Annotated in this window: 4 protein-coding genes and 1 pseudogene; 4 read left to right on the forward strand and 1 reads right to left on the reverse strand. The window is 74.3% G+C overall.

Annotated elements, in window-relative coordinates; genetic code table 11:
- The 4 genes from ACYVE7_RS32485 to ACYVE7_RS32500 form a co-directional block, all read left to right on the forward strand.
- Positions 1-475, forward strand: a 475-nt coding sequence (locus tag ACYVE7_RS32485; RefSeq protein WP_460370203.1) for an ankyrin repeat domain-containing protein, incomplete at its 5' end; no start/stop codon positions are given.
- A 29-nt stretch (positions 476-504) separates the two neighbouring features.
- Entirely contained in the window at positions 505-1374 is an 870-nt protein-coding gene (locus ACYVE7_RS32490; protein WP_460370205.1) for a Gfo/Idh/MocA family protein, read from the forward strand.
- Positions 1371-1826 (forward strand): flavodoxin, encoded by a 456-nt coding sequence (locus ACYVE7_RS32495; RefSeq protein ID WP_460370208.1) that lies wholly within the window; start codon positions 1371-1373, stop codon positions 1824-1826. Before ACYVE7_RS32490 ends, ACYVE7_RS32495 begins: the two co-directional genes overlap by 4 nt.
- A complete protein-coding gene (locus ACYVE7_RS32500) occupies positions 1823-1951 on the forward strand; it encodes a hypothetical protein (protein ID WP_460370209.1) in 129 nt (42 codons plus the stop codon). Before ACYVE7_RS32495 ends, ACYVE7_RS32500 begins: the two co-directional genes overlap by 4 nt.
- On the opposite strand, the pseudogene ACYVE7_RS32505 reads toward ACYVE7_RS32500, so the two are convergent.
- Positions 1941-2488 (reverse strand): annotated as a pseudogene (locus tag ACYVE7_RS32505) (serine/threonine protein kinase); the annotation flags it as partial. The gene ACYVE7_RS32500 and the pseudogene ACYVE7_RS32505 overlap by 11 nt on opposite strands.

The following is a 2488-nucleotide window of genomic DNA, read 5'->3' on the forward strand; positions in this document are numbered from 1 at the left end:
CACCCCGCTGCTGCTGGCCGCCGCCGCCGACCGGGTCGAAGCCGCCACCCTCCTCGTCGCGGCGGGCGCCGATCCCGACGCCCTCGACGACCGGCACGACACGCCCTTCCTGGTCACCGGGGTGACGGGCAGCGTCGCGATGCTCGACGCGCTGCTGCCCGCCCGCCCCGACCTCACGATCCGCAACCGCTACGGCGGCACCGCCCTGATCCCCGCCTGCGAGCGCGGCCACGTCGACTATGTCCGCGCGGTGCTGAAGACCGGGATCGTGGTGGACCACGTCAACGATCTGGGCTGGACGGGGATGCTGGAGGCCGTGGTCCTCGGCGACGGCTCCGCGCCCTATGTCGAGATCGTCCGGCTGCTGCTGGCCGGTGGCGCCGACCGGAACATCGCCGACAAAGAGGGTGTGACCCCGCTCGCGCACGCCGAACGCCGCGGCTTCACCGCGATCGCCGCGCTGCTGCGCGCCTGACGGCCGGCGCGGGCTGGGAGAATGGCCCCATGAGCGAGAAAGTGGCGGTCGGCCTGGTCGGCGCGGGACCCTGGGCGGACCTGGTGCACGCCCCCAGCCTGGCCAAGGGCCCCGGCACCCGGCTGGCCGGGGTCTGGGCGCGACGCCCCGAAGCGGCCCGCGAGATCACCGGACGGCACGGCGGCACCGCCTACACCAGCCTCGAAGAGATGTTCGAGGAATGTGAGGCGGTGGCGTTCTCCGTCCCGCCGCAGGTCCAGGCGGAGCTGGCGCTCAAGGCCGTCGCGGCGGGCAAGGCCGTCCTGCTGGAGAAGCCCCTGGCGCTCGACCTGGCCGGGGCGCGGCGGCTGGCCGACGCGATCGCCGAGGCCGGGGTCGTCTCCCAGATGGTCTTCACCGTCCGGTACTCCGCCGCCGCCCGCGCGTTCCTCGCCGAGGCGGCCGCGCTGGAGCCGTTCGGCGGCCGGGCCCGTTTCCTGTCGCCGGTGCTGCACGGCGGGCCGTTCGCCACCCCGTGGCGGCTGGAGCACGGCGCGCTCCTCGATCTCGGCCCGCACATGGTGGATCTGGTGGACGCCGCGCTCGGCCCGGTCACCGGGGTCCGCGCCCACGGCGATCCGCTGAAGTGGGTCGGGCTGCTGCTGGAACACGAGAGCGGAGCGGTCAGCGAGGCGTCGCTGACCATGGCCGGGGTCGGCGAGCTGCCGGATCCCGGCGTCGAGGTCTACGGCGGCAAGGGCAGCGCGCGGTTCGCCTGGACCGCGATCGACGACGCGTTCCCGACCCTGGTCGCCGAGTTCGCGCGGGCCGTCAGAACGGGCGTCCCGGCCCCGCTGGACGCCGCGCACGGGCTGCGGATCCAGGAGATCCTGGCCGAGGCCGGTCGGCAGCTCGGGTGAAACGCCTGCTCATCGTCCACCACACCGCCTCGCCCGCCCTCCAGGCGCTGCTCGAGGCGGCGCTGTCGGGCGCCCGCACCGACGAGGTCGCGGGCGTCGAGGTCGTGACGCGCCCCGCCCTCACCGCCGCACCGCTCGACGTCCTCACCGCCGACGCCGTCCTGCTCGGCACCCCCGCCAACATCGGCTATATGAGCGGCGCGCTCAAACACTTCTTCGACGGCGTCTACTACCCGTGTCTGGAGTCGACACGGCGGCTGCCGTACGGGCTGTACGTCCACGGCAACGACGACACCGCGGGCGCGGTCCGCTCGGTCGGCAGGATCGCCGACGGGCTGGGCTGGCGCGCGGTCCGTCCGGCGGTCTCGGTCACCGGTCCGCCGGGGAAGGCCGCGCTGGAGGAGGTCGGGGAGCTGGGCTCGCTGCTCGCCGCCGAGATCGGCGAGCTGTGACGGGGCCGCTGAGCGCGACCGAGATGGCCGTCATCGACGCGGCCATCGCTGAGGAGCTGGTCGATCTGCTCGATCTCGGGCCCGAACTGCTCGCGCGCTACCGGGCGCAGCTCGTCAGCCGGTGAAGCGGACGTCGGCGGCGAGCCCGGCGGCGTACTTCGCGTCGCAGCCGCCCGGCGCGCAGAAGTAGACCAGCAGCGCCGCCGGTTGCGAACCGCGCTGCACGACATAGGCGGTGATGTCCAGCCTGGCCTGGGCCTGCGGGTCGGCGACCGAGCCCGTGTAGCGGGTGGCTGGCCTGCCGTCGACCGTCACGGGGGTGCCGGGCAGGCCGAGCGTCACGGTGCCGGGCAGCAGGTACTGCAGGCTCGTGTCGGGGGAGGCGTTGAGGGTGCTGTCGACCCGGGCGAACACCCCCTCGGACTTGCCGCCGAGATCGCGGACCCCTGACCAGTCGGCCGAGACCGGTGTCTGGAACAGCTCCTCGTACGCGCCGACCGAAGGCGAGACCAGGGCGAACACGTCGGAGTGGGTCGTGGACCGCCACGCTTTCGGATAGGCGAAGCTGAACGGGGCCGCCGCGCTGCCCGGATACCGGGCGGTGCCGCCCTCGCCGAGGAACAGCGCCGCCGCCGCGACCAGCGCGACGACCGCGGCGCCCG

The sequence above is a fragment of the Actinocorallia lasiicapitis genome, from assembly GCF_054778695.1.

Bases quoted from the DNA above. Each gene is read 5' to 3' on its own strand.
- ACYVE7_RS32490 (WP_460370205.1), top strand. From the start codon at position 505: ATGAGCGAGAAAGTGGCGGTCGGCCTGGTCGGCGCGGGACCCTGGGCG.